Below are 22,890 nucleotides of genomic sequence, written 5' to 3' on the forward strand. Positions count from 1 at the left end.
TGTGCCGCCGGTCCGCCGGGAAAAATTTCGGGGGCGGGCCTTGAAAGGGCTCCGGAGGTCTCCATCTCTGTCGTGCTCCCGACCTGTCGGGCTTTTTCACGCGCGTTGCTGGCAGTCGCCTGGTGTGAGTGCTAACATCGCCGGACTTTTTCAGACCAATCAATAACTTAAGAGGTCCCACATGAGCATCAAGCCGCTGCACGACCGCGTTGTGGTCAAGCCGATCGAAGCCGACGAAGTTTCCGCCGGTGGCATCCTGATCCCGGACTCCGCCAAGGAAAAGTCCACCAAGGGTGAAGTCGTGGCCGTGGGCCCGGGCAAGCCGCTGGACAACGGCAACGTGCGCGCTCCGTCGCTGAAGGTCGGTGACAAGGTCATCTACGGCCAGTACGCCGGCAGCTCGTACAAGAGCGAAGGCGTCGAGTACAAGGTCCTGCGCGAAGACGACGTGCTCGCCGTCATCGGCTGAGCGTCGGCGCGACCTGCTTCATCCCCTGATTCCAACACCCAGCCGCCGGGCATGGCCCGGCGCTACCAATGAGGTAAACGCAATGGCTGCCAAGGATATTCGTTTCGGTGAAGACGCCCGTTCGCGCATGGTGCGCGGCGTCAACGTTCTCGCCAATGCCGTCAAGGCCACCCTGGGCCCGAAGGGCCGCAACGTCGTGCTCGAGAAGAGCTTCGGCGCCCCGACCATCACCAAGGACGGCGTGTCCGTCGCCAAGGAAATCGAACTGGCTGACAAGTTCGAGAACATGGGCGCGCAGATGGTGAAGGAAGTCGCCTCGCGTACCAACGACGACGCCGGCGACGGCACCACCACCGCCACCGTGCTGGCCCAGGCCCTGATCCGCGAAGGCGCCAAGGCTGTTGCTGCCGGCATGAACCCGATGGACCTCAAGCGCGGTATCGACAAGGCCGTGGTGGCCGCCGTCGCCGAGCTGAAGAACATCTCCAAGCCGACCGCTGACGACAAGGCCATTGCCCAGGTCGGCACGATCTCGGCCAACTCGGACGAGTCGATCGGCCAGATCATCGCCAACGCGATGAAGGAAGTCGGCAAGGAAGGCGTGATCACCGTTGAAGAAGGCTCGGGCCTGGACAACGAGCTGGACGTGGTCAAGGGCATGCAGTTCGACCGCGGCTACCTGTCCCCGTACTTCATCAACAACCAGCAGTCGCAGACCGCTGACCTGGATGACCCGTACATCCTGCTGCACGACAAGAAGATCTCCAACGTCCGTGACCTGCTGCCGGTGCTGGAAGGCGTCGCCAAGGCTGGCAAGCCGCTGCTGATCGTTGCCGAGGAAGTCGAAGGCGAAGCGCTGGCGACCCTGGTGGTCAACACCATCCGCGGCATCGTCAAGGTCGTGGCCGTCAAGGCGCCGGGCTTCGGCGACCGTCGCAAGGCGATGCTGGAAGACATGGCCGTGCTGACCGGCGGCACCGTGATCTCCGAGGAAGTCGGCCTGTCGCTGGAGAAGGCCACCATCAAGGACCTGGGCCGCGCCAAGAAGGTGCAGGTCTCCAAGGAAAACACCACCATCATCGATGGCGTGGGTGACAAGGCTGCGGTCGATTCGCGCGTTGCGCAGATCAAGACCCAGATCGAAGACACCTCCTCGGACTACGACCGCGAGAAGCTGCAGGAGCGCGTGGCCAAGCTGGCCGGTGGCGTTGCAGTGATCAAGGTCGGCGCGTCGACCGAAATCGAAATGAAGGAAAAGAAGGATCGCGTCGACGACGCCCTGCACGCGACCCGTGCGGCCGTTGAAGAAGGCGTGGTCCCGGGCGGCGGCGTTGCCCTGGTCCGTGCGGTCTCCGCACTGGCTGGCCTGAAGGGTGGCAACGAAGACCAGAACCACGGCATCCAGATCGCCCTGCGCGCGATGGAAGCCCCGCTGCGCGAAATCGTTGCCAATGCCGGTGAAGAGCCGTCGGTCATCGTCAACAAGGTCAAGGAAGGCACCGGCAGCTTCGGCTACAACGCCGCTACCGGCGAGTTCGGTGACATGCTGCAGTTCGGCATCCTGGACCCGACCAAGGTGACCCGTTCGGCGCTGCAGAACGCAGCCTCGATCGCTGGCCTGATGATCACCACCGAAGCCATGGTTGCCGAAGCTCCGAAGAAGGACGAGCCGGCCATGGGTGGCGCTGGTGGCATGGGCGGCATGGGTGGCATGGGCGGCATGGACTTCTAAGTCCCGCTGCACTGCTGCAATGAAAAACCCCGCCGCAAGGCGGGGTTTTTTGTGGGTGGCGTGTTGCCGCCAATGGGTCCATACCCGTGTATCCATACCCATGTGTCCATGCCAATGAATCCATGCCCATGGGGCCATGCCCATGAATCCATGCCCATCGGTCCATGCCCATCGGTCCATGCCAGTAGATCCACGCCATGCGTGGATGGCGTCAGCGCACGAACACCTTCTGCGTGCCGTACTCCCAGTCCCACGGCACTCCGGTATCGCCCAGCACGAACGCCACCAGCGCCGGAAACGCCGCCTCGGCGCGGACATCGTTGCCCAGCATCACCACGCAGCGCTGGCCCTGCTCGATGCACACCAGGGTGTTGCCCACCGCGTCATCGTGGCCGCCCTTGTAGAAGCCGGGCCCCTGCGGTCCGCGGAAGGTGACCACGCCCAGGCCGGCTGCCAGGTCCCTGCGCCGCTCCGCTACCGGCAGTTCCGCCTGCAGGGTCGGAAACTGGCTGGCCGTGGTGATCGGCAACTGCGGACGTACCAGCTCCTGCCGCATCGCCGCTGAAAGGCCTTCGCCGCGCACATAGCCCGCTGCGAAGTTGGCCATGTCGGCGATGGTGGTATCCATCGAGCCGGCAGCCCGCACCCGGCTGCGCTCGTCATGCGGCTCGGGCGTGCCATCGGCGGTCCAGCCGTCGGCCAGGTTGGCGGCGAAATCCCCGCGCCACATCATGCTGGTGCGGGGCATGCCGAAGCGATCAAACACGCGCCGCTGCATCAGCGCGCCGATGTCCTGGCCAAGGCGCCCCCGTTCGAGCACGAACTGCAGCAGGATCAAGCCTTCGCCGGAATAGCCGTAGCGGCTGCCCGGATCGAAATGGAATTGCAGCCTGCCATCCGGTTCCAGAAACGCGAAGTTGGCAAAGCCGCTGCCATGATTGAGCAGCAGGCGCGGGGTGAGCCGGCGCCAGCGTTCGTCGCCGGCCAATACGCTGTAATCGGCGTAGTGCTTCGTATCGACGGGGTAGTCCGGCAACGGCTTGTCCAGATACGTGGCAATGCCGGCGTCCAGCGCGATCACCTGGTCCTGTGCCAGCTGCGCGACCAGGTGGCCAAAGGCCATCTTGGTCAACGAAGCGGCGTACATCACGGTGTCGGTACGCAGCGGTTCGCCGGCGGCGTTGCGCTCGCCATAGGCGGCCACGTGCACCACCTTGCCAGCGTCGATCACCGCCAGCGCCATGCCACGTGCGTGTGCGGCCTGCATCAGCCGTCGCGCCTGGGCATCAATGCGGGCTGGCGAGGGCAGCGGAGGGGGCGCGGCGACTACGGCGATCGGCAACAGCGTCAGCAACAACAGGACGACACGGCACATGCGTGGAACTCCTGGCGGGACGTGGCGCGATGCTACCGCAGCTTTGGCTGCCGGCGCCGGTCGACCGTAGCCAGGCCCTGGGGCGGCGCCGCGTCATGCCCTGCGGCAACCCGGTCCGGGCTTGCGCCCTGCGGGATCGTGAATATAATATGGCGCCTAATCATCATGGATATGATGGATGCTTGAAGCAAAACACACGGCTCTCCTCCAGGAGGCTGGCCGTCGCGGCGATCCCCACCTGGCCCAGCTTCGTCTGTGCTTCCAGCTGCTTTCGCTGTCCACCGCCATCGACCGCGACTGCGCCGCACGGTTGGCGCCGCACGGCCTCAGCGAAGGCCGCTTCGTGGTGCTGTTCCTCCTGCACGGCGCTGGTGGCACCTTGCCACCGCATACGTTGGCCGAGCGTGCCGGCGTCACCCGCGCCACCATCAGCGGACTGCTTGATGGTCTGCAGCGTGACGGCCTGCTGCAGCGGCGCAGTGACGCCGAGGACGGCCGCCGTCTGCAGATCGTGCTGACCGCGCGCGGCAAGCGCCTGGCTGACGATCTGTTCGACCAGCACACCCAATGGATCGGTGGACTGTTCAACGGCCTTGATTCCGGTGAACAGGTGCAGTTGTCGCTGCTGCTGGAAAAAGTCTGGCGACACACCGACGCAGGCCAGGAAACAGGCACATGAGCGGCACCATCGGCACGGCACGCCTGCAGGCACTCAATGCGGGCAGCGTATCCAGCACGCACCTGGCCGAGTGCCTCGCAGTGGATTTCGCCGCACTGCTGCAGGCGGTGGCACCGACCTTGCCCCAGGCATCCACGCAGCGCATGCGCGCCGCTGCAGGCAAGGGAATCACCCAGCGCATGGCATTGGCCGCAGCGGTGCTGCGCGAGGCGGGGCAGGGGGACGTGCACTGCTGGCAGGCGCATCCCTCCGACACCGTGCGCGGATGGGCCTGTTATCTGATCGGCGGCGACGTGCGGACGGCATTGGCCGACAAGCTGCAGGCGATGCGTCCGCTGGCAGATGATCCGCACTTCGGTGTGCGGGAATGGGCATGGTTGGCCCTGCGTAGCGATATCGTCGCCGAGCCGCTGGAAGCGCTTGCCCTGCTGCACCCCTGGACGCAGCAGCGCTCGCCCCGTCTGCGCCGCTTTGCCTGTGAGGCGCTTCGCCCCCGCGGTGTATGGGCCACGCACGTTGTGTTGTTCAAGCAGCAACCCGAGCACGCGTTGCCCCTGCTGGAGGCGCTCGCTGACGATCCCGAGCGCTACGTGCAGGACTCGGTCGGCAACTGGCTGAACGACGCCGGCAAGAGCCAGCCTGGATGGGTGCGCGATGTGTGCACGCGGTGGCAGTCAACGCACGACAGCGCAGCCAATAGGTACATCCGCAAGCGCGCGCTGCGCTCGCTGTAGCGCCGTACCGTTCACCCACGTTTCCCGGTAGTGCCGGCCGCTGGCCGGCACTCCCACGACCCTCAAGGAAGACCACATGTCCCACCTCCTCATCGAGCTGTACGCGGCGACGCCGGCCTGGAAAGCGCTGTGCGCGGAACAGCGGAACGCCTTCTTCACCCGCATCGGCGCCGGCATGCAGCAATTGGATCCCGCACGCATCGCACCGTTGGCGATGGGCCGCGTGGCCAGCGACGTGTCATATGCCAGCACCGAGCAGTACTACGCGGTCTGGAGGTGCGGCAGCCGTGCAGATGCCGATGCCCTGGTGGCCGCCATCAGTGCCACTGGCTGGCATGACTACTTCGCCACCACCAATGCCGTGGGCGCGGTGGATGCGATGGCCCAGCACCTTGCGGATCTTGCAGCGCTGTAACGCGGCCTGCGGTGGCACATGCGCGTGTCATCCATTCCAGGTAAAGATGGCGCTCGGCCGCATCCATCCGCAGGGAAGTCGAGCATGCAGAGCAAGATCCAGGTGACGTTGTACGGAGCGCTGGGCAGCAGTCCAGCGCTGCAGGTACCCGGCCTGGAAGGGCCGGTGGTGGCCATCCAGGAAGCCACCCTGCGGCAGCTGGTGTCCGATCTGTATACGGCCAGGTCCATGCTCAACCCCGAACAGCTTGATGAGGCCAGGCAGGAACTGGACCGCGTGGTGGAGCGTTGGGTCGACATCCACGAGACGCTGCTGCTGGATGTGGAAGTGCATGGCAGCCGATAGTCCGCTGAACCGCGCCCGCAGTTGCGGATGAAACAGTTGGCACCCGCCAAAACCCTGTGTTATCAATAGATCCCATGAACGCAACCCACGCCAGCTTTTATTGGTATTACTTTCCGAAGCCCCCGGCGGAGGAAGGATTGCGCTCACCCTGAAGAAAGCTTCAGACGCATTCCCGAAAGCCGCCAGCGAACCTGGCGGCTTTTTTCATGTCGCCACGCTGCGGACCCCCACCTTCCGTAGAGACCCCTCACCATGCCCCCGCACACCGACGACCTGCGTATCCGCACCATCGAACCGCTGACACCGCCTGCCCAGCTGCTGGCGATGCTGCCCTGCGATGACGAAGCCTCCGACACCGTCAGCGCTTCGCGCGCCGCCCTGCACCAGATCCTGCACGGCCGCGACGACCGCCTGGCGGTGGTGGTCGGGCCGTGCTCGATCCACGACCCGAAAGCCGCCATCGAGTACGCACAGCGCCTGAAGCCGATGCGCGATGCGCTGGCCGGCGAGCTGGAAATCGTCATGCGCGTGTACTTCGAGAAGCCGCGCACCACGGTGGGCTGGAAGGGCCTGATCAACGATCCGGACCTGGACGGCAGCTTCAAGATCGACAAGGGCCTGCGCATCGCCCGTGGCCTGCTGCGCGACATCAACAAGCTCGGCCTGCCGGCCGGCGTCGAGTTCCTCGACGTGATCTCGCCGCAGTACATCGCCGACCTGGTGGCATGGGGCGCGATCGGTGCACGCACCACCGAAAGCCAGGTGCATCGCGAGCTTGCGTCGGGGCTGTCGTGCCCGGTCGGCTTCAAGAACGGCACGGACGGCAACGTCAAGATCGCCGCTGATGCCGTGGGCGCGGCCTCCAATCCGCATCACTTCCTGTCGGTCACCAAGCAGGGCGGCACCGCCATCGTCTCCACCACCGGCAACCCCGACTGCCATGTGATCCTGCGTGGTGGCAAGCAGCCGAACTACGATGCGGCCAGCGTGGCCGATGCCTGCCAGGCGCTGGCCAAGGCCAAGCTGCCGACGCGCCTGATGATCGATGCCAGCCACGCCAACAGCCTGAAGAACCACGAAAACCAGCCGAAGGTGATCGAAGACATCGCCACCCAGCTGGAAGACGGCGAGCAGCGCATCGTCGGTGTGATGGTCGAAAGCCACCTGGTCGGCGGTCGCCAGGAGCTGGTGGAAGGCCAGCCGCTGGTCTACGGCCAGAGCATCACCGATGGCTGCATTGATTGGGACACCACCGTGCAGGTGCTGGAGCGGCTTGCCGCTGCCGTGCGCGCCCGCCGTGAGGTGAAGGTGTCCGAAGCCGCTTGAGTGCGGCACGTGTGTGGATGGCGGCCAGCGCCTGCGGGGGTGCGGCCGCGATCAGGGCCGGTCGGAGTTGGAGACCGGCCCGTCTGCACCGGCGATGCGCCTGGCGCTGCGCACTCTTGCCAGCGCCAGGTACATCGCCGGGGTGGTGTGAAACCCGGCGAACGTCAGCGCTCAATGCACTTCGTCGTGGTACACGAACTTCGGCATTTCCCAGCGGTAGTGGATGGCCAGCAGACGCACGGCGAAACCACCGCCCAGGCAGCACAGGATCGCCGTGGCATCGGCCACGCCCCAGTGCAGCAACAGCAGATACACCGCACCGGTCAGCAGCGAGATGATCGCGTACAGCTCCTTCTGGAAGATCAACGGCACCTCGTTGCAGAGGATGTCGCGCAGCACGCCGCCGAACGCGCCGGTGAGCATGCCGGCGATCAGCACGATCGGCAGTGCATGGCCGGCCTCGCGCGCGATCGAGCAGCCGATCAGGGTGAAGGCGATCAGGCCCAGGCCATCGAGCACCAGGAAGGTACGGCGGAAGTGGTGCATCCAGCGCGCCACCCAGGTGGCGATCAGCGCCGCGCACACGGTGAAGCCGAGGTACTCGGGGTGTTTCACCCAGCCCAGCGGATAGTGGCCAAGCAGGATGTCGCGCAGCGAGCCGCCGCCGAGGGCGGTGACACAGGCGATCATGACCACGCCGAACAGGTCCATGCGGCGGCGGCCGGCAGACAGGGCACCGGTCATGGCTTCGGCGGAAATGGCGATCAGGTAGATGATGGACAGCAGCATGGGACAGGCTCCGGGCGCGGTGGGGCCGGCCATGCGCACATACCGCCACTGCCTGCGCAATGACGGGATGACGATGACCGGTGCCGCTCCCGCTGTCCTTTTGCCTGAGAGTTCAGCGGCGTGAGCCGCGTGCCCCTTCGGCGGATCGTCCCGGGCGTGCCCGGTGACCTCTCTCCAGCTCGGCGAGTCGAATGCATGGTTGGTGGGATTCCAGCCCACCGGCCTGAGCGATCATGGGAGCCTGCGCCTTCGGCGGGCGCCAGCGCGGCGCCTCTCTCCTGCATTCGGGCGGCAGTATATCCGCTGCAGTGCAGCACGGCATAATCCGGCCATGGTTTCGCCTTCCCGCCCGTGGTTCCTGTACCTGCTCGAATGCCGCGACGGCAGCTATTACGCCGGCATCAGCACCGACGTGCCGGCCCGCTTTGCTGCCCACCAGGCCGGCAAGGGGGCCCGCTACACCCGGTCGCGGCCGCCACTGCGGGTCCTGGCGGTGCGTGAGTACCCAGACCGGGCAGCGGCCTCACGTGCCGAATGGGAGCTCAAGCGGCAGCCGCGCGAACGCAAGCTGGCCTGGCTGTTGCAGTAGATCCACGGCATGCGTAGATCGGGCGCATCCGGCCATGCCATGATCGCCCAGCCCTCAGCGCTGGAGACCCGGATGTCCACGCTTGCCCTGTTGTTCGCTGTCGCTGCGGCGACAAGCCCTGTCGCCGACGCCGCCACGATCGCAGCCATCGAAGCCACCTGCCACGACTACGTGGATGGCCAGCTGGAGGCCGACCCGCAGCGCGTCGCCCGTTCCCTGCATCCGGACCTGGCCAAACGTGCGGTGCTCGGTGATACACCGGACGAGCGCCTGGGCCTGCGCCGGATGTCGAAGGAAGAGCTGGTTGCGTTGACCAAGCAGGGCGCGTTGAAGACCCCGAAGGATCAATGGGATCGCCGCTGCACGGTGTTGGACGTGACCGGCAACGTCGCATCGGTGCGGCTGGAAACCCCGTGGTTCGTCGACTACTTCCACATGGGCCGCTTCGAGCAGCGCTGGGTCATCGTCAACGCGCTGTGGTACCCGAAGCCGAAGTAGAGCCACGCCATGCGTGGCTGCGCTCCATGCAACCTGCACAGAAATTCATCCACGCATGGTGTGGACCCTACCGCTTCGGCCGCCGGTCTTCGCGGTCATCGCCGAAGATGATCCGCGCGCTGCGCTGGTAGCTCCAGTACGCCACCGCCCAGTTCAACAGCACCACGACGCGGTTGCGGAACCCGATCAGGAAGAACACGTGCGCGGCCAGCCAGAACCACCAGGCCAGCACGCCGGACAGCTGCAACTTGCCCAGGTGCACGATCGCGGCCATGCGGCCGATGGTGGCCAGGTTGCCGAAGTCGGCGTACTTGAACGGCCCGGGTGCTGCCTTGCCATGCAGGCGCGCGCGGATCACGTCCGCCACGTACTTGCCCATCTGCTTGGCGGCAGGCGCAACGCCCGGTACCGGTTTGCCGTTGGCCTGGTTCAGCGCAGCAAGGTCGCCGGCCACGAACAGTTCCGGATGACCAGGCAGGGTCAGGTCGGGCTGCACCTGCACGCGACCGGCGCGGTCCAGCGGCACGTCCAGGGTGCGCGCCAACGGTGAGGCGGCCACGCCGGCGGCCCAGACCACGGTACGCGCGGGCACGAACTGGTCGCCCAGCTTGAAGCCCTGTCCATCAATGTGGCTCACCGGCGTGCCGGTCATCACTTCCACGCCCAGTTTTTCCAGCTGCCGGCGTGCCTTCAGCGAAAGCACTTCGGGGAAGGTGGACAACACGCGCGGACCGGCCTCGACCAGCCGTACCTTGGCGCTGGCCGGATCGATGTGGCGGAATTCATTGCGCAGCGTATGCCGGGCGATTTCCGCGAGGGTGCCGGCCAGCTCGACGCCGGTCGGCCCACCGCCCACCACGGCAAAGCTCAGCCATGCCGCCTTCTTTTCCGGGTCCGGTTCGGCTTCGGCGCGTTCGAACGCCAGCAGCAGTTTGCGCCGCAGGGCGATGGCATCGTCGAGCGTCTTCAGGCCGGGTGCATCGTCGGCCCATTCGTCGTGACCGAAGTAGGCGTGGGTGGCACCGGTGGCCAGCAGCAGGCTGTCGTAGTCCAGCGTGCTGCCATCGGCCATGCGTATCTGGCGGGCCTGCTTGTCGATGGCCACCACTTCACCCAGCCGCACCTCCACGTTGCGCTGGTGGCCGAGGATGTGGCGCAGCGGTGCGGCGATATCCGGAGCGGACAGCCCGGCGGTGGCCACCTGGTAAAGCAGCGGCTGGAACAGGTGGTGGTTGCGACGGTCGACCAGGGTGATGCGTATGCGTTCGCGGGCCAGCGCACGGGTGGCCCACAGGCCGGCGAAACCGCCGCCGACTACGACCAGGTGGGGGACGCGATCACGACTCATCGACTCACTCCAGGGGGGCATGGGGGAAGTGCCTGGCATCTTCGCACGGCCGCTCCTTGTCACGTCAGCGTGCATCGGGATCGGCGATACTCGGGTTCAGGCAACTGCCCGTGAGGAGTTCATGAGCGAACCGGAAAAGCGCATCGCCCTGTTGATCGACGCCGACAATGCACCGGCCTCGAAGATCGACGAAGTCCTGGCCGAGGTCGCGCGCTACGGTGTGGCCAACGTCCGCCGTGCCTACGGCAACTGGAAGAGCCCACGACTGAAGGGCTGGGAGGCGGTGCTGCACGAGTACGCGATCCGCCCGATCCAGCAGTTCGCCTACAGCAAGGGCAAGAACGCGTCGGACATGGCGATGGTGATCGACGCGATGGATCTGCTGTATGCGCGCAACCTGGATGGCTTCGCAATCGTGTCCAGCGATGCCGACTTCACTCCGATGGTGATGCGCCTGCTGACCGATGGCGTGAAGGTGTATGGCTTCGGCGAAAAGAAAACGCCCGAACCCTTCGTCAACGCGTGCTCGAAGTTCACCTACCTCGAAGCGTTGGGCCAGACCCACGCCAGCGTGCAGGATGTGGAGCAGGCAGCGAACGAACAATCATCGAACGGACAGGCGCCCAGCGAGCAGGCCACCAGCGATGATGCGCGCCCACGCAAGAGCGGGGCGGAAATGCGCAGCGACACGCGTCTGGTGAAGATGCTGCGCCGTGCGGTGTCCTCGGCAGAAGGCGAGGATGGCTGGTCACACCTGGGTCCGGTCGGCAGCCAGATCGGCAACCAGGCCTCGTTCGATCCGCGCAACTACGGTTACGGCAAACTCAGCGATCTGCTGGCGGCGATCGGTTTGTTCGAACTGAAGAAGGACGGTAAGTCCTCCTACGTACGCGCGCTGCCGAAGAAGAACCGGTAGCGCCGGGCGTTGCCCAGCGTGTGCCGGTCGCGCAGCACTGCAGAAGACATGGTGTGGCTACAGCGTACGTGCGCTGGAGCCGGCATAGCCTTCCGCAAATCCGTTGGCGAAGTCTTCAACGCCATTGAAGGCCAGCAGCAGCACGCCGGCGCACAGCAGCATGTTGCGGTTCGAGCGCCGGTACCCGAGCACCAGCATCACCAGTCCTGCTGCCAGAAGCGTGTAGTTCACTGCATCCCATGCGGTCATGTCGTCTCTCCCTGTGGATGGGCGTATCGTAGCGGCTCCGCGCCATCGCGGCGCACTGCTGCACGCAAGGAAACCCGCATGTTGAAGATCTGGGGCCGCCGCAATTCCAGCAACGTCCGCAAGGTGCTGTGGTGCGCCGAGGAAATCGGCCTGCCGTACGAGTCCATCGAAGTGGGTGGCAGCCACGGTGGCACGCAGTCGCCGGAGTACGTGGCGATGAACCCGAACGGCCTGGTGCCGGTGATCGAAGACCACGGCCTGCCGCTGTGGGAGTCGAACACCATCGTGCGCTACCTCAGTGCGCGCTATTCGCTGGGCACGCTGTATGCCGAAGATCCGATGGAGCGCGCCCAGGCCGAAAAGTGGATGGACTGGAGCACCTCGCGGATGGCGCCGCTGTACTCCGAACTGATCTGGGGCATCATGCGCACCGCACCGGCCGACCGCGATGAGGCGCGCATCAATGCAGCGATCGTGCGCGCCGGTGATTTCCTGGCGCTGCCCAACGCAACTCTGGCCAGGCAGCCGTGGCTGTCGGGCGAGACGTTCGCCATGGGTGACATCGCGCTGGGCTCGTTGATCTACGCCTGGTTCGAACTGCCGATCCAGCGCCCGGACCTGCCGCACCTGGCCGAGTGGTATGCGCGTCTGCGCGAACGCCCGGCGTACCAGCGCGGCGTGATGTCACCGATGACGTAAGCGAAGGGGCGACGTTCGGGGTCAGAACCCTTTTCTGCGGAAAGGGATCCGACCCCAGCGCATTGCCCTCAGTACAGATCCGTCGGATCCACATCCAGCGACCAGCGCACCTTGCGTGCCTCCGGCAGCGCGTACAACTGCGGCACCAGCTGTGCCAGTACCCCGTGCAGCGGCGGCCGCTGTGCCGCCGACAGCAGCAGCTGCGTGCGCTGATAACCGGCACGGCGTGGCATCGGCGCCGGCATCGGCCCGTAGGCCTCCACCATGTCCTGTTCACCCAGCAGTTTCCGCGCAGCGAGCAGGAACGCATTGGCATGCTCGACCTGTTGTGCTTCGGCACGCATCAATGCCAGGTGCGCGAAGGGCGGGAACCCGGCTGCCTGGCGCTGGTTGAGTTCGGCCTGCGCGAACGGGTGGTAGCCACCGTTGACCAGCGTCTCCAGCAGCGGATGGCCCGGATGATGGGTCTGCAGCCACACTTCACCCGGATCGCGCGCGCGACCGGCGCGGCCGGCTACCTGGATCAGCTGCTGCGCCAGTTTTTCGCTGGCGCGGAAATCGGCCGAGAACAGCCCTTCGTCGATGCCCACCACCACCACCAGCGTCAGCTTGGGCAGGTCGTGGCCCTTGGCCAGGATCTGCGTGCCGACCAGGATGCCGGGCGCGTCGCCGAGCTTGGCCAGCTGCTGCTCCAGCGCATCACGACGGGCGGTGGTGCCACGGTCGATGCGCACCACCGGGAAATCGGCGAAGGCACTGACCAGGTGTTCTTCCAGCCGCTCGGTGCCGATGCCCTGTGGCTGCAGGGCCAGGCTGCCACAGGCGGGGCAGGCCAGTGGTGCCGGCTGCCGCGCACCGCAGTGATGGCATTGCAGGCGACGGCCACCGCCATGCACGGTCATCGGTGCATCGCAGCGGTTGCAGGGTGCGGTCCAGCCGCAGTCGTGGCACAGCAGCACCGGCGCATAGCCGCGTCGGTTCTTGAACACCAGCACCTGCTGGCCACGCTGCAGGTGTTCGCCGATGCCGGCCAGTACGTCGGCGGAAAGGCCATCGCGCAGCGGACGCTTGCGGACGTCGAGGATGCGCACGCGCGGCGGTCGGGCATCACCGGCGCGCTGTTTCAGGCGCAGGTGCGCATAGCGGCCGGCATAGGCGTTGTGCAGGGTTTCCAATGACGGCGTCGCGCTGCCCAGCAGCACCGGAATGCCCTGCGCCTTGGCCCGCACCAGCGCGAAATCACGTGCGTGGTAGCGGATGCCGTCCTGCTGCTTGTAGCTGCCGTCGTGCTCTTCGTCCACGATGAGCAGGCCGGGCTGCGGCAGCGGAATGAACACCGCCGAGCGCGTGCCCACGATCACCCGTGCTTCCCCGCGCGAGGCCGCGGCCCACACGCGCGCACGCTCGTTGTCGGTCAGCCCCGAGTGCAACGCATGCACGGCGATGCCGAGACGGCCGCGGAAGCGCGCCAGGGTCTGCGGGGTCAGGCCGATCTCGGGCACCAGCACCAGGGCCTGCCTGCCCTGCGCCAGGCAATGGATGATGGCCTGCAGGTAGACCTCGGTCTTGCCGCTGCCGGTCACCCCGTCCAGCAGGAATGCCTGGAAGCTCTCGGCGGCGGTGATTGCGGCCACCGCTTCGGCCTGCTCCGCATTGAGGGTGGGGCCGGGCAGGGGCTGGGCGTGCTGCGGCGCCACGCTCAGGGCGATGCGCTCGGCCAGGTCGCGCTTGCCCAGGCTGCGTGCGGCCACCCGCCAGTCCTGCATGCGTGCGGACAGGACATCTTCGTCCACCACCGCTTCGGCCAGCAGCTCGGCCAATTGCCGCGGTCGGCTGCCGGCGCGCAGCTTCTCGCGCTGTGCGTGGCCTTCGGCTGTCAGCTGCCAGCCCCAGTGATGGGTGTCGGGCAGCGGTTCGCCATGCCGCAGCGGGCCGGGCAGGGCGGTGCTCAGTACGTCGCCCAAGGGGGCGTGGGTATAGCGGGCCAGCCACTGCAGGCTCTGCCACAACTCGCCCTGCAGCAGCGGTGTGGTGTCACACCAGGCCAGTGCCTGGCGCAGGCCCTGGCTGTCCTCTACCTGCCCATGCCCTGCCACCACGCCGATCAGTTCGCGGTTGCCGAACGGAACCTTCAGCCGGCAGCCGACCGCTACCGTCGGGCCTTCGCCCTGCGGTGGCAGGTAGTCGAACAGGCGCGGCAGGGGCACGGGCAGGGCGACCTGCAGGGTCGGGACAGGGCCGGATTCAGGGGCGAGCATCGGGCCAGTGTAACGGCCCATGCGAGGGGGCATGGCAGTGGCAGATGCGACTGCCATGCCCTCCGGCGAATCATAAATGTCACCTAAATATCGGTGTCTATTGGAGATTCAGTCTTATCCACATCTTCTGTGGATAAGTCTGTGCGTTAGCGGCTCATGCCGCCGTATGAGGCCGATGGCGACGGCCTCACGCTTCGGTTGGTCAAAAAATAGCCACACTTTAAATTCAATATAAATCAACAACTTAAGTGTGAAACATTGCTGAAACAGGGTGAATTCAGCCATTCCCGCAGGAATCGCCCGGTTCCCGCGTGGTGCTGTGCACAACCTGCAGCAGAAAGCGTCTGCAATCGCAAGTCCTGCCGGGCAGCGATGGGCTGCCGCTATCATGCCGCCAGACCTTTGGAGTGACCGATGACGGCTGTGCCCGCCCCTGTTTCCTCGACCGCGGCCGGCGCGCTGTCGGCATTTCTGCGTGGCGTCGAACGCCGTGCCCTGGTCGTGGCCGAACTGCAGTGCGGTGACCCCGCCCGTGCCGAACAGACGCTGGTGGCGGTGATGCGCGCCTTCGCCGCGGTCGCCAGCGACCTGCCGATGGCGCAGTGGCCCAGCCGCTTCTGGACCCTGCTGGGCCAGCGCCAGGCGCTGCGCGAGCCGGCCAGCGGTCAGTGGCCACCGTCATTGGCCGCGCTGGGTGAGATGGCACCCTTGCCGCGGCTGGCCCTGCTGCTGCGGGTGGGGGGCAGCCTGGACGAGAGCATCGCCACCCGCGTTCTGGATGTCGACGAAGAAGGCTATCAGCGCCTGTTGGCCACGGCCTGCCCACGCGATGCCGATGGCCAGCCCGACGCCGCTGCATGGCGCGCTCTGGCCGAACAGGTGCAGCTGCGTGTCCGCGACCTGCCGGCCAAGCGCCTGCAGCAGCTGCAGCAGCCGTCCGCGCCAGCGGCCAACAATCAGGCGCCTGCGTCGAGCTGGCGTGCACCGCTGCGCGACGAACGCGCATCTGCAAGCGGCAAGCGTCGCCGCGCCAATGCCAAGCCGCGCTGGCGTGGCCCGGTGATCCTGTTGATCACCGTGGCGGTGCTGCTGCTGGCTGCGTTGGGCTGGCGCCATTGGCAGGGCCGTGCGCTGACTGCCGATGGCCCCCTGCCCGAAGGCGTGGTGGGTGAGGCCGGGCCGGTCACCGTCGAGGCGCTGCCCGCCAGCGATGTCCGCCCTGCTGCGGGCGGCGATGCGCAGGCCAGCGAAGATGCTGCGATGCTGGCCGACCGCGATTACCCGCTGCTGGCCGAGGCCGACATGCATGCCTGGAGTGCCGCCGGTGGTCCGTTGCCGGTGGACGAGTCACAACCCAAGCCGACCCACCCGGAACCGGTCGGCGCAGCGCTGGAAACCTCTGCTGCCGATGAATAAGCTCCTGCTCGCCGGCCTGCTGCTGGCCCTGCCGCTGTCGCTGGCGGCCGCTCCGCAATCAGTGAACGTGCCGCTGCCCGCACCGTCGGCAACACCATCGGCCGCGCCCACTGCGGCGTCCACTGCCGCGGCGTCATTCGCGCAACTCGATCCCGCCCAGCAACGCCAGCGCCGCAGCGAATACGCCGCATGGCGGGCACTGCCCGAGGGTGAGCGCGAACGCATCCGCCAGGCCGCCGCCCGCTTTGCCGCCTTGCCGGCCGACCAGCAGCAACGCCTGCGCGCGCAGTTCCAGGCACAGGACCAGGCCTTCCGCGAAGGCTGGCGGCTGGGCCCGCAACTGGGCGCCGAGTTCCCCAAGCTGCACGGCCTGTTCGGCTTCGTACCGCCGCAACAGCGTGATGCCGTGCTTGCCGTGCTGCGCCAGCTGAGTCCGTCGCAGTTGGCGCAGCTGGCCCTGGTCGCCCAGCGCACGCCGCCGCAGGAACGCGACAGCGTACGCAGCGCATTCCTGACGGTCCCCGCGGCCGAACGCGACACCTGGCTCAAGCGCCAGGCCGGCCAATAAGCGAAAAGGGGACGGAGGGAGTTAAGTCGTTTCTGGCTCGACTGTGCCGGATACGACTTAACTCCCTCCGTCCCCTTTATGGGGCAGTCATGGGAATGACCGCCCGGCGCGCGTAAGATGGCCGGCCGCAACCCGGTGCCTGTGCCCTTCGCGCGCAACCGTAGTTCGCGTCAAGCACCTTATGTCTACTGCAACCTCCACGCCGCGCTTCAGCAAGGAAGTCGGCGCTACCGGTCTGCTTGCCCTGCCGCTTGTGCTCGGGCACGTCTCCACCGGTCTGATCTCCTTCGTCGACAACGTGATTGCCGGCCACCATGCGACCTCCACCCTGGCCGCAGTGACCATCGGCACGGCGCTGCTGTGGCTGCCGATGCTGATCCCGATCGGCACGCTGATCTCGCTCACCGCCTCGGTGTCGCAGCTGCATGGCGCCGGCCGTGAGCGCGAGATCGGCCCGCTGTTCCGGCAGGCGCTGTGGCTGGCGCTGGGCCTGGGCCTGATCATGTTCGCCTTCCTCACCGTGGTGCCGCCGCTGCTGCCGGCCTTCGGCATCGCCCCGGACATCGTGCCCGGCGCAACGGCCTTCCTGCATGCGGTGCGCTGGGGTGGCCCGGCGCTGACGCTGTACTTCTGCATGCGCTATCTCAGTGAAGGCATGCATTGGACGCTGCCGACCATGCTGCTCGGTTTTGGTGGCCTGCTGGTGCTCGCGCCGATGGGGTACGTGCTGGCCAACGGCAAGCTGGGCTTCCCGGAAATGGGCGCTGAAGGCCTGGGCATCGCCTCGGCGGTGATGATGTGGCTGCAGGCGATCGCCTTCGGTACCTACCTGTGGTTCACCAAGCGCTTTGCCCACCTGCAGCTGTTCTCGCACTTCGAGGGTCCGCGCTGGAAAGCGATCTGGGACCTGCTGCGCACCGGCCTGCCGATCGGCATCACCGTGCTGATGGAAGGTGGCCTGTTCATCGTCACCGCATTGCTGATCGGTCGCCTGGGTGCCAATGAAGCGGCCGCGCACCAGATCGCGATCAACGTGGCGCAGCTGTGCTTCATGATCCCGATGGGCGTGGCCGAGGCGACCACCGTGCGGGTCGGCCATGCGGTCGGCCGTGGCGATGGCTTCGGCGTGCGCCGTGCGGCGTGGGCCGGCTACGCGATCATCATGGGCACGCAGACGCTGTCGGCGGCGGTGCTGCTGTTCGGCCACGACGCCATCGTCGGCGTCTACACCAACGACCTGGCCGTGGCCGGGCTGGCCTCGACCCTGCTGCTGTATGCGGCCACCTTCCAGTTCCCCGATGGCATCCAGGTGCTGTCGGCCGGCGCACTGCGCGGCCTGAAGGACACCCGCGTGCCGATGTTCATCGCCATGTTCGCCTACTGGGGCCTGGGCATGCCGCTGGGCGCCGGGCTCGGCCTGGGCCTGGGCATGGGGCCGCAGGGCATGTGGATCGGCCTGATCGTCGGCCTGACCGCCGCCGCCATCCTGATGGGCTGGCGCCTGGGCCGCAGCAGCAAACGCATTGGCCAGTCCACGCTGGCCTGACATCGCGCCGGTCCCGGGCAACCGTGACTGGCGATCCCCTGACTTGTGTCCGATGCTGCCTCACGCGGCACCGGCTATGCTGTTACCACGGCAAGAAGCCATCCGGAGTGCTCCATGAACCAACCCGTGCCGCCGCTGCCCCCGGCGAACCGCAATCCTGTCGCCAGCTTCTTCATCGGGCTGTGGGACGTGATGAATTTCACCCGCCGGTTGATCCTCAACCTGGTGTTCTTCGGCCTGTTGCTGCTGGTGCTGGTGATGTTCATCGTCGCTGCGGGCATGGGCGCTGGTGCCAGCAAGGCGCTGCAGGACCGCACCACGCTGGTGATCGCGCCGGAAGGCCGCCTGGTCGAGCAGTACAGTGCCGATCCGGTCAGCCGCGCGCTGGCCAAGGCCGTCGGTGACAACGGTGCCGAGGAAGTGCAGCTGCGCGATCTGATCCGGGTGATCGAGAGCGCGCGCGATGACAAGAAGATCGAGCGGGTAGTGCTGGAACTGGACAAGCTGCAGCCGTCCGGTTTCGCCTCGCTGCGCGAAGTGTCCGCCGCGCTGCAGGACCTGCGTGCCTCGGGCAAGCAGCTGGTGGCCTTCAGCGAGAGCATGGGGCAGTCGCAGTATCTGCTCGCCGCACAGGCCGACGAGGTCTACCTGGACCCGATGGGTTCGGTGGTGCTGGAAGGCCTGGGTCGCTACCGCCAGTATTTCCGCACCGGCCTGCAGGACAAGCTGGGCGTGGACGTGCATCTGTTCAAGGTGGGCGAGTACAAGTCGGCCGCCGAGCCGTACGTGCTCGACGCGGCATCGCCGGCATCCAAGGAAGCCGATCTGTTCTGGATGAACGATGTGTGGCAGCGCTACCTCGGCGATATCGCCAAGGCCCGTCGCCTGGATCCGGCACAGCTGGCGGCCGGCATCGACACCCTGCCTGAAGGCGTCGCTGCCGCCGGCGGCGACCTGGCCAAGTTCGCCCTGCAGCAGAAGCTGGTGACCGCGCTGAAGACCCGCGAGGAATTCGAGGACCTGATGATCGAACGCGGCGTTGCTGACGAAGACGCCGACGGCGGCTTCCGCAACATCGATTTCGGCACCTACATGGCCCAGCTCGATGCGCGTCGCAACCCGGTTGATTCGCGTCCGCAGGTCGCCGTGGTGGTGGCCTCCGGTGAAATCAGCGGCGGCGATCTGCCGGCCGGCCGTATCGGCGGTGAATCGACTTCGGCGCTGCTGCGTGCGGCGCGCGACGATGACGACGTCAAGGCTGTGGTGCTGCGCGTGGATTCGCCGGGTGGCGAGGTCTACGCCTCCGAGCAGATCCGTCGCGAAGTGGTGGCCCTGCAGGCTGCGGGCAAGCCGGTGGTGGTGTCCATGGGCGACCTCGCTGCGTCCGGCGGCTACTGGATCAGCATGAACGCCGATCGCATCTATGCCGACCCGTCGACCATCACCGGTTCGATCGGCATCTTCGGCATGATCCCCAACTTCAGCCGTGCGCTGGACAAGTTCGGCGTGCACACCGACGGCGTCGGCACCACCCGTTTCGCCGGTGCCTTCGATGTCACCCGGCCGATGGACCCGGCGGTGGGCCAGGTCATCCAGTCGGTGATCAACAAGGGCTATGCCGATTTCACCGGCCGTGTCGCCGAGGCCCGCAAGAAGCCGGTCGAGGCGATTGACGAAGTGGCCCGTGGGCGTGTCTGGAGCGGCGCGCAGGCCAAGGAGCGCGGTCTGGTCGATGCCTTCGGTGGCCTGAAGGATGCCGTGGCCGACGCCGCTGGCCGTGCCAAGCTGGGCGCGACCGACAAGTACCGTGTGCGTTACATCGAGAAGGCGGCCACGCCGTTCGCGCAGTTCGTCAGCGGCTTTGCTGGCAGCCGCGCCGGCGCCTGGATGCTGGCCGATTCCGGCGTGGGCCGGATGATGCTGGCGCGCACCATGCCGGAAATCGATACGCAGCTGCGCTTCGTTGAAAATGCAGCGCGCGAGAAGGGCAATGGTGCACCGGTGAAGTCGCTGGCGTATTGCTTCTGCGGGTTCTGATGGCCCATCCACGCATGGCGTGGATCTACTGGGGATGTTCACGCATGGCGTGGATCGACCAGAAGTATCCACGCATGGTGTGGACCTGCTGAACTCGCAACGCCCGGCTCTGGCCGGGCGTTGTTGTATGCGGGCATCTACTGCGCGTCGGCCTCTGCCTTGCGCTCCCGTTCGGCGGCCTCGTCCAGGGTCTTCTGCACGGCCTTTGCGCGGTCCACCGGTTGATTGATCGCCTTGGCCATCGCCTGCGGTTGCGGTGGTCGTTCGGGATCGGGTGGTGCAGGGCGCTGGCACCCGGCCAGCACGACGGCCGACAGCAGGACGGGAATCAGGACGCGCATGGCAGCTCTCCACGAGGGACGTGCAGCCAGTGTCGCATCCCGGGCGACGGACGGTCGTGAGCGCGTATCCTTGCCGCATCGAAACACAGCGGGCGCGGCCCCGGAGGACATATGACCCAGCAACGGTGGCGCCTGGATGGGCAGACGGCCCTGATCACCGGTGCCAGCGCCGGCATCGGCCTGGCGGTCGCGCATGAACTGGCGGGTCTCGGCGCCGACCTGATGATCGTCGGCCGCGACCTGGACATGCTGGAGAGTGCCCGTGACGAACTGCTGGATGTGTATCCGCAGCACCAGGTGCACGCCTTGGCTGCCGATGTGTCCGACGATGAAGACCGCCGGCAGATCCTGGACTGGGTTGAGGACCACGCCGATGGCCTGCACATCCTGGTCAACAATGCCGGTGGCAACATCACCAAGCCCGCCACGGAGTATTCCGAAGACGAATGGCGCGGCATATTCGAGACCAATCTGTTCTCGGCGTTCGAGCTGTCACGCTATGCGCATCCGTTGCTCGCGCGCCACGCGTCATCGGCCATCGTCAACGTCGGCAGCGTGTCCGGCCTGACCCATGTGCGCAGCGGCGTGGTCTATGGCATGACCAAGGCGGCGATGCACCAGATGACCCGCAACCTCGCGGTGGAGTGGGCCGAGGATGGCATCCGGGTCAATGCAGTGGCGCCGTGGTACATCCGGACCCGTCGCACGTCCGGCCCGCTGTCCGATACCGACTACTACGAGGAAGTGATCGGCCGCACGCCGATGCGGCGCATCGGTGAGCCGGAGGAAGTGGCCTCGGCCGTGGGCTTCCTGTGCCTGCCGGCATCGAGCTATGTCACCGGCGAATGCATCGCGGTGGATGGTGGCTTCCTGCGATACGGGTTCTGACGGGACCACCCGTTGCGGATGGAGGCATCCACGGCGGGCGTGGATGCTTCACTTCGGCACGGGGCAGTCGCTGGCTTCCAGCACGGCCTGCAGGCGTTCACGTTCGCCGCGCGCTGCCGGTTGGTTTTCGGGCGCGGCAAAGCGCTCGCGACCGCGTGCATCGCGGAAGCGCTGCTGCCAGCTGCCGCAGCGCTGCGCTTCGGCCACTTCAGTGCAGCGGTCCCTGACCACCTCGCAGCTGGCGGCATTCACCGGTGTCGCCCCGCCCAGGCCCTGTACGTTCAACAGTTCGCAGCGGCCTGGTGCAGCCTCGTACTCATGCAGGTAGGAACCCCCCTGCGTGTCGATGCACTGGAAGATCGCCGGCAGCGGAGGCTTCGGTGGTGCGTCCTTGTCCGTGGCAGCGCCTTCACCGCGATCGTGCAGCATCGCGCTGTCGAGAATGGTGTCTCCTTCCGCGCTGTCGACCATCCGGGCTTCCATGACCGGTCGCTCTTCGCCGGCGCGTGGACTGGCCGACGTGGCGGCCGGCATGCCCGGTGTGGCGGTGGGGGACGAAGCGGGCCAGGCCTGCGGGCCGGGCGGAGGCGCTTCCGGCATGGCAGCAACGGGCACCGCCCGTGCCGGATCGGCCACACGCTGCACGCGCTGCGTGCTGCCCTCGGGACAGGGTACGCGCTGGATGGTCTGCACGTCGCTGGCCGAGGTGCAGCGGTAGATCACCATGTCATCGGCCAACGCGTTGCCGGGCAACAGGGCCATGGCCAGCCAGATCAGTCTTCTCATGCGAGCAGCGTACAGCGGCGGCCCATGCCCGGGTAGGCGCCCCACCTGGGTTGGCACACGTAGGTCCCATGCCGTGGTAGTTGCCAACCTTGGTTGGCACCGCTGTCTGCCAGTGCCCACCAAGGTGGGCATCTACCAAAGAGGGGGGGACCGTCCCCAGCACAGGGCTCAGCCGCCGCAGTCCTGCGCCAGCCGTGCGTCGATGCCACGCTGCTCCTTGCTGATCGCGGTGCGCTCGCTCTGCAGCGCGCTGTTGTAACGGCGGTCCAGTTCCCAGCGACGATCACGCAGGCGTGCGCACACTTCCTGCGGGGGCAGGGCATGGCAGGTATCGCGCACCAGGATGTTGCCGGCAGGCACGTTGACACCAACGCCCACTGACGGCGGGCGATACACCGGAGGCCTGCCGCCGATGGGGGTACCGATGGTGCTGCCGCTACCGGCCGGACGCGGCCCCGGATGCGGTCCGGGGTACGCACCGCCAGCATGACCGTGCGGGTACCAGACCGTGGTCCACAGCGGCACCCAGCGCGGATTCCCTTCGTTGTTGTCGCTGGTGTAGCGGTCGCCGTCTTCACTCACGCATTCGTACATCGGCTGTGGCGGCTGGATGTAGACATGGCGCACCTCGCGCTCGCGCATCGCTGGCGTCTGCACCGGTGCGGGCGGCGCGGTGTCGGTGCTGACCACCCGTGGCGGCGGGTCGCGCGGCCGTTGCAGGTCGCGCACCTGCTGGCGGCCGGCCGTGCAGGGCTTGTCCTGCAGCGCGACGGCACCATTGCTGCCGACGCAGCGATAGACCCGCACGTCGTCGGCGGCAAGGGCCGGCAACGACAGCAGCAGGGCCAGAGACAGGACAGGGCGCAGCAGCGTCATGGGCGCAGCGT

24 protein-coding genes and 2 riboswitches are annotated in these 22,890 nt (G+C 66.8%); of the genes, 16 read left to right on the forward strand and 8 right to left on the reverse strand.

The features are described 5' to 3' along the window. The first annotated feature begins 181 nt into the window (after positions 1 to 181). Positions 182 to 469 (forward strand): co-chaperone GroES, encoded by a 288-nt coding sequence (locus K5K93_RS14855; protein WP_025878649.1) that lies wholly within the window; start codon positions 182 to 184, stop codon positions 467 to 469. An 82-nt stretch (positions 470 to 551) separates the two neighbouring features. Continuing rightward, positions 552 to 2,201: a chaperonin GroEL gene (gene groL / locus K5K93_RS14860; protein ID WP_093818132.1), complete on the forward strand. Its 1,650-nt coding sequence runs from the start codon at positions 552 to 554 to the stop codon at positions 2,199 to 2,201. 211 nt (positions 2,202 to 2,412) lie between these two features. Here groL and K5K93_RS14865 read toward each other — a convergent pair whose 3' ends face one another. Beyond that, positions 2,413 to 3,576, reverse strand: a complete 1,164-nt coding sequence (locus K5K93_RS14865; protein WP_222388290.1) for a serine hydrolase domain-containing protein — start codon at positions 3,574 to 3,576, stop codon at positions 2,413 to 2,415. Between the two features lie 178 nt (positions 3,577 to 3,754). Here K5K93_RS14865 and K5K93_RS14870 point away from each other — a divergent pair, with 178 nt between their 5' ends. From K5K93_RS14870 to K5K93_RS14890, 5 genes are all read left to right on the forward strand, one after another. Continuing rightward, positions 3,755 to 4,255, forward strand: a complete 501-nt coding sequence (locus K5K93_RS14870) for a MarR family transcriptional regulator (protein WP_222388291.1) — start codon at positions 3,755 to 3,757, stop codon at positions 4,253 to 4,255. After that, positions 4,252 to 4,989 carry a DNA alkylation repair protein gene (locus K5K93_RS14875; RefSeq protein WP_093818129.1) on the forward strand — a complete coding sequence of 246 codons (738 nt, stop codon included), beginning with the start codon at positions 4,252 to 4,254 and terminating at the stop codon, positions 4,987 to 4,989. The genes K5K93_RS14870 and K5K93_RS14875 overlap by 4 nt, the downstream gene beginning before the upstream one ends. Before the next feature lie 76 nt (positions 4,990 to 5,065). Then, positions 5,066 to 5,404 carry a DUF6616 family protein gene (locus K5K93_RS14880; RefSeq protein ID WP_093818128.1) on the forward strand — a complete coding sequence of 113 codons (339 nt, stop codon included), beginning with the start codon at positions 5,066 to 5,068 and terminating at the stop codon, positions 5,402 to 5,404. An 84-nt stretch (positions 5,405 to 5,488) separates the two neighbouring features. Continuing rightward, positions 5,489 to 5,749 carry a hypothetical protein gene (locus K5K93_RS14885; RefSeq protein ID WP_089237217.1) on the forward strand — a complete coding sequence of 87 codons (261 nt, stop codon included), beginning with the start codon at positions 5,489 to 5,491 and terminating at the stop codon, positions 5,747 to 5,749. A 252-nt stretch (positions 5,750 to 6,001) separates the two neighbouring features. Continuing rightward, positions 6,002 to 7,075, forward strand: a complete 1,074-nt coding sequence (locus K5K93_RS14890; protein ID WP_093818127.1) for a 3-deoxy-7-phosphoheptulonate synthase — start codon at positions 6,002 to 6,004, stop codon at positions 7,073 to 7,075. A gap of 171 nt (positions 7,076 to 7,246) precedes the next feature. Here K5K93_RS14890 and K5K93_RS14895 read toward each other — a convergent pair whose 3' ends face one another. After that, positions 7,247 to 7,864, reverse strand: coding sequence for a trimeric intracellular cation channel family protein (locus tag K5K93_RS14895; protein ID WP_032952083.1), 618 nt, complete (start codon positions 7,862 to 7,864; stop codon positions 7,247 to 7,249). Positions 7,865 to 7,948: 84 nt separating this feature from the next. Next, positions 7,949 to 8,052: riboswitch (glycine riboswitch) on the reverse strand. 13 nt (positions 8,053 to 8,065) lie between these two features. Further along, a riboswitch (glycine riboswitch) is annotated at positions 8,066 to 8,155 on the reverse strand. Between the two features lie 40 nt (positions 8,156 to 8,195). Between K5K93_RS14895 and K5K93_RS14900 the strand changes: the two genes are divergently transcribed. Then, positions 8,196 to 8,453 (forward strand): GIY-YIG nuclease family protein, encoded by a 258-nt coding sequence (locus K5K93_RS14900; protein ID WP_222388292.1) that lies wholly within the window; start codon positions 8,196 to 8,198, stop codon positions 8,451 to 8,453. A 72-nt stretch (positions 8,454 to 8,525) separates the two neighbouring features. Further along, the gene (locus tag K5K93_RS14905) at positions 8,526 to 8,951 is read left to right on the forward strand and encodes a nuclear transport factor 2 family protein (protein ID WP_222388293.1); all 426 of its coding nucleotides are present in this window, start codon (positions 8,526 to 8,528) and stop codon (positions 8,949 to 8,951) included. Between the two features lie 67 nt (positions 8,952 to 9,018). Here the strand turns inward: K5K93_RS14905 and K5K93_RS14910 are convergent, their stop codons facing one another. Then, positions 9,019 to 10,299, reverse strand: a complete 1,281-nt coding sequence (locus K5K93_RS14910; protein ID WP_093818123.1) for an NAD(P)/FAD-dependent oxidoreductase — start codon at positions 10,297 to 10,299, stop codon at positions 9,019 to 9,021. A gap of 121 nt (positions 10,300 to 10,420) precedes the next feature. Here K5K93_RS14910 and K5K93_RS14915 point away from each other — a divergent pair, with 121 nt between their 5' ends. After that, complete coding sequence (locus K5K93_RS14915; RefSeq protein WP_025879390.1) at positions 10,421 to 11,215, forward strand: NYN domain-containing protein; 795 nt, start codon at positions 10,421 to 10,423, stop codon at positions 11,213 to 11,215. Positions 11,216 to 11,272: 57 nt separating this feature from the next. On the opposite strand, the gene K5K93_RS14920 is transcribed toward K5K93_RS14915, so the two are convergent. Further along, positions 11,273 to 11,464, reverse strand: a complete 192-nt coding sequence (locus tag K5K93_RS14920) for a hypothetical protein (RefSeq protein ID WP_025879391.1) — start codon at positions 11,462 to 11,464, stop codon at positions 11,273 to 11,275. Positions 11,465 to 11,542: 78 nt separating this feature from the next. On the opposite strand from K5K93_RS14920, the gene K5K93_RS14925 reads away from it, so the two are divergent. Continuing rightward, the gene (locus K5K93_RS14925; protein ID WP_093818121.1) at positions 11,543 to 12,163 is read left to right on the forward strand and encodes a glutathione S-transferase; all 621 of its coding nucleotides are present in this window, start codon (positions 11,543 to 11,545) and stop codon (positions 12,161 to 12,163) included. Between the two features lie 68 nt (positions 12,164 to 12,231). Here the strand turns inward: K5K93_RS14925 and K5K93_RS14930 are convergent, their stop codons facing one another. Continuing rightward, positions 12,232 to 14,442 carry a primosomal protein N' gene (locus tag K5K93_RS14930; protein ID WP_222388294.1) on the reverse strand — a complete coding sequence of 737 codons (2,211 nt, stop codon included), beginning with the start codon at positions 14,440 to 14,442 and terminating at the stop codon, positions 12,232 to 12,234. A gap of 393 nt (positions 14,443 to 14,835) precedes the next feature. Between K5K93_RS14930 and K5K93_RS14935 the strand changes: the two genes are divergently transcribed. The 4 genes from K5K93_RS14935 (at position 14,836) to sppA (ending at position 19,988) form a co-directional block, all read left to right on the forward strand. Next, positions 14,836 to 15,837: a hypothetical protein gene (locus K5K93_RS14935; protein WP_222388295.1), complete on the forward strand. Its 1,002-nt coding sequence runs from the start codon at positions 14,836 to 14,838 to the stop codon at positions 15,835 to 15,837. After that, complete coding sequence (locus K5K93_RS14940) at positions 15,830 to 16,405, forward strand: DUF3106 domain-containing protein (RefSeq protein WP_222388296.1); 576 nt, start codon at positions 15,830 to 15,832, stop codon at positions 16,403 to 16,405. The genes K5K93_RS14935 and K5K93_RS14940 overlap by 8 nt, the downstream gene beginning before the upstream one ends. 181 nt (positions 16,406 to 16,586) lie before the next feature. Beyond that, entirely contained in the window at positions 16,587 to 17,951 is a 1,365-nt protein-coding gene (locus K5K93_RS14945) for an MATE family efflux transporter (protein ID WP_222388297.1), read from the forward strand. A 114-nt stretch (positions 17,952 to 18,065) separates the two neighbouring features. Further along, entirely contained in the window at positions 18,066 to 19,988 is a 1,923-nt protein-coding gene (sppA, locus tag K5K93_RS14950) for a signal peptide peptidase SppA (RefSeq protein WP_117311519.1), read from the forward strand. A gap of 137 nt (positions 19,989 to 20,125) precedes the next feature. Here the strand turns inward: sppA and K5K93_RS14955 are convergent, their stop codons facing one another. Beyond that, positions 20,126 to 20,329 (reverse strand): hypothetical protein, encoded by a 204-nt coding sequence (locus K5K93_RS14955; protein ID WP_093818115.1) that lies wholly within the window; start codon positions 20,327 to 20,329, stop codon positions 20,126 to 20,128. Between the two features lie 111 nt (positions 20,330 to 20,440). On the opposite strand from K5K93_RS14955, the gene K5K93_RS14960 reads away from it, so the two are divergent. Then, positions 20,441 to 21,217, forward strand: a complete 777-nt coding sequence (locus K5K93_RS14960) for an SDR family oxidoreductase (RefSeq protein ID WP_176019452.1) — start codon at positions 20,441 to 20,443, stop codon at positions 21,215 to 21,217. Positions 21,218 to 21,265: 48 nt separating this feature from the next. On the opposite strand, the gene K5K93_RS14965 is transcribed toward K5K93_RS14960, so the two are convergent. Together K5K93_RS14965 and K5K93_RS14970 are read right to left on the reverse strand one after the other, a co-directional pair. Further along, positions 21,266 to 22,003 (reverse strand): hypothetical protein, encoded by a 738-nt coding sequence (locus K5K93_RS14965; RefSeq protein ID WP_093818114.1) that lies wholly within the window; start codon positions 22,001 to 22,003, stop codon positions 21,266 to 21,268. A 168-nt stretch (positions 22,004 to 22,171) separates the two neighbouring features. After that, positions 22,172 to 22,879 carry a DUF4124 domain-containing protein gene (locus tag K5K93_RS14970; protein WP_222388298.1) on the reverse strand — a complete coding sequence of 236 codons (708 nt, stop codon included), beginning with the start codon at positions 22,877 to 22,879 and terminating at the stop codon, positions 22,172 to 22,174. Between the last annotated feature and the right edge of the window lie 11 nt (positions 22,880 to 22,890).

It is taken from the genome of Stenotrophomonas sp. DR822 (assembly GCF_019793815.1).
GTDB classification, from domain to species: domain Bacteria; phylum Pseudomonadota; class Gammaproteobacteria; order Xanthomonadales; family Xanthomonadaceae; genus Stenotrophomonas; species Stenotrophomonas indicatrix.